Here is a 2,506-nt window from a genome sequence, read left to right as displayed (position 1 = left end):
CTTCAAAATAAATATTAAATTGTAACTCAGACAGTAAGCATTTTTACTATCTGAGTTTATTTTATCATCAGATATTTATAGTTAAAATACGTGAAATTTTTGACGCTTACACAAGATCTAAGTATTGGCATTAAAAGATGCAGGTAATGTAGATGGTATGTATATAGATGTAGAAAAAGTGGGATATTCCTTTAGAAATTATAAAGATCTTTTACTATTAGGTGGTATAGATCAAAGAACAGGAGATAATGAAAAAGGTAGTAGTTATGAAAAAATGAGAGCTTCTGCAATGATTATTTCAGATATTATACTAGGCAAACAAAATGATTTCTCTGAAATTTTTTCGCCTAAAAGATTTGACTTATCATTATCAATACGTAATATTGCTAATGATATGGCTCAGACAACTAAGAATTTTATAGCACAAAAAATACGTATCCCTAGCAGCAGTATAGAACAAATTCAAAATGGTCATGGTGGAATTGTAGAATATGATGGGCAAAAGGTTGGGGTGTACAAAAATGAAGAGGGAGAAACCTTTATTGTATCAACAAAATGCAGCCATCTTGGATGTGAGCTTAAATGGAATGCTGATGAATTAACATGGGATTGTCCATGTCATGGATAAAGATTTGACTATAAAGGAAGGCTTATAAGTAGCCCAGCAGTTAAGGATTTATTAGAGGATTAAAAAATAATCTGTACTATTTTATATCATAGTACAGATTATTTTTTTATTTCATATTTGGGAAGCCTACTCCAAAGGCTGTACCTAAAGATATACAAACAGAATCAGAATAATTAGAAAAAGCAGCTGCCATTGCTGTACCATCATGAATTAGTTTTATTGTAAATTTCTTGTTAATCTTTTTGTATACTTCAGATGATAAGTATTCTTCATAATTATCACTTAATAATCTTAGTTTTCCATAGCCACCACGATTAGCTAATAATCCATTTCTTACGTAATTTGCAATACTAATTACTATAGTATCACCAATATTAGTAGGATCAACTTTGTTTATAGTATCTATAATTACATCTACTATGTGACTATTAAGTTTAGTTGCTTCTGACTTTTCCTTTTCTATATCAGAATTATCCCAATCAACATTATTAGATAAAACTTTATCTAATGTATTAATACTTTCAACTTCATTATTATTAATTTTTATAATGCTTCTTTTAATAAATGTTTGACCAAAATCAAATATTAGATATTCTTTGTTATTTTCTGGTGTTTCTATATAAGTAGAACAACCTTTTATTGCTACATTAGATGAATCTTTGCTTAATATAATGTTGTAGCATTCTTTACCAGAATCCCTAAAAACTTTTTGTGCATAATATTTTAATTTTTCTCCAACTGTAGAACTAGCAAGTCCTCCTACTAAAATTACATTTTTAATAGTTTTCCAATAGTCCCAATTAGAGTCATTCCAATCGCTTCTTTTGAGTCTATTTTCTTTATTACCTGTCATTAGTGTTAATAAAATAACACCAAGTCTTTCACCAAATTTCTTTACTATATTTTCTGCAGTTTCTTTAACAGTTATATTTTGTGATTTTAATAAATTATCTAAATATTGTGGTAGAGTTTTTTCTTGAATATTAGTAAGATCTAACTCTAGTGCAGCTGAATTCCTTTTAATTTCATCAATAAGTAATTGTGTAGAAAAGATATCTAATGCAGTTTTTCCTTCTAAATCTTGTTGTACTTTATTAGTAGGCATTTTAGCTATAAATAATTTGTTTATTGATACATTTAAGCATAAAAAGCCATTTTCTATAAACGGATTATTCATAATATTAATAGTTACTTCCTATAAGTAACTTCCCCCCTTTTATATTTTTTACTTTTAGATTGAACTTGTAGTCACTTTTATTATATATCTATTTACATGTGGCATGTACATATAATAAAAAAACTTTAATAAATTTCCTGGTTTATATTTTTTTGTATGATATAATTTTATATCTAAAATTAATTGATTTAGTTCAATAAAATATATTTCGGAGAGGAGTGATTTACATGGAGAAATTTGATTTATATACTAGAGATAGAATAAAAACATAAAAAACAATGGTTAGAGGTACACCAATTGAAAAAGGATTTTATAGATTAGTTGTGCATATTTGTATATTCAATTCTAAGGGAGATATGCTAATTCAAAAGCGTCAGCCTTTTAAAAGTGGGTGGTCTAATTTATGGGATTTTACTGCAGGGGGAAGAAGTTAAAGCAGTAAAGTGGGCATCTAAAGAAGAAATATTAAGTATGATTGATAAAAAAACATTTATACCATATACTAAAAGCTTAGTAGATTTAATATTCTTTATGAAGGATCATGACAGCGTTCATACAAGAAAAGATAAAAACATTAAAGATTAAATAACAAGGAGATTATTAATAGTTATTAAAAATATATTCAAATATAATCAAATGTAATATAATATATTTAGGGGTGATTATATTTGAGTAAAAATTATAAACCAAAAGAATTTGCT

1 protein-coding gene and 1 pseudogene are annotated in these 2,506 nt (G+C 26.7%); one reads left to right on the top strand and one right to left on the bottom strand.

Translation table 11 applies throughout. From position 1 onward, the window contains the following. Positions 1-121: 121 nt before the first annotated feature. Positions 122-691 (top strand): annotated as a pseudogene (locus ACTNAO_RS12720) (Rieske 2Fe-2S domain-containing protein); the annotation flags it as partial. A gap of 43 nt (positions 692-734) precedes the next feature. Here the strand turns inward: ACTNAO_RS12720 and ACTNAO_RS12715 are convergent. Further along, positions 735-1,805 carry a hypothetical protein gene (locus ACTNAO_RS12715; RefSeq protein WP_441029638.1) on the bottom strand — a complete coding sequence of 357 codons (1,071 nt, stop codon included), beginning with the start codon at positions 1,803-1,805 and terminating at the stop codon, positions 735-737. Positions 1,806-2,506 lie beyond the last annotated feature (701 nt).

The sequence above is a fragment of the Clostridium sp. HCP1S3_C6 genome, assembly GCF_052066735.1.
Lineage (GTDB): Bacteria > Bacillota > Clostridia > Clostridiales > Clostridiaceae > Clostridium.
This window is presented reverse-complemented; position numbering and strand designations above follow the sequence as displayed.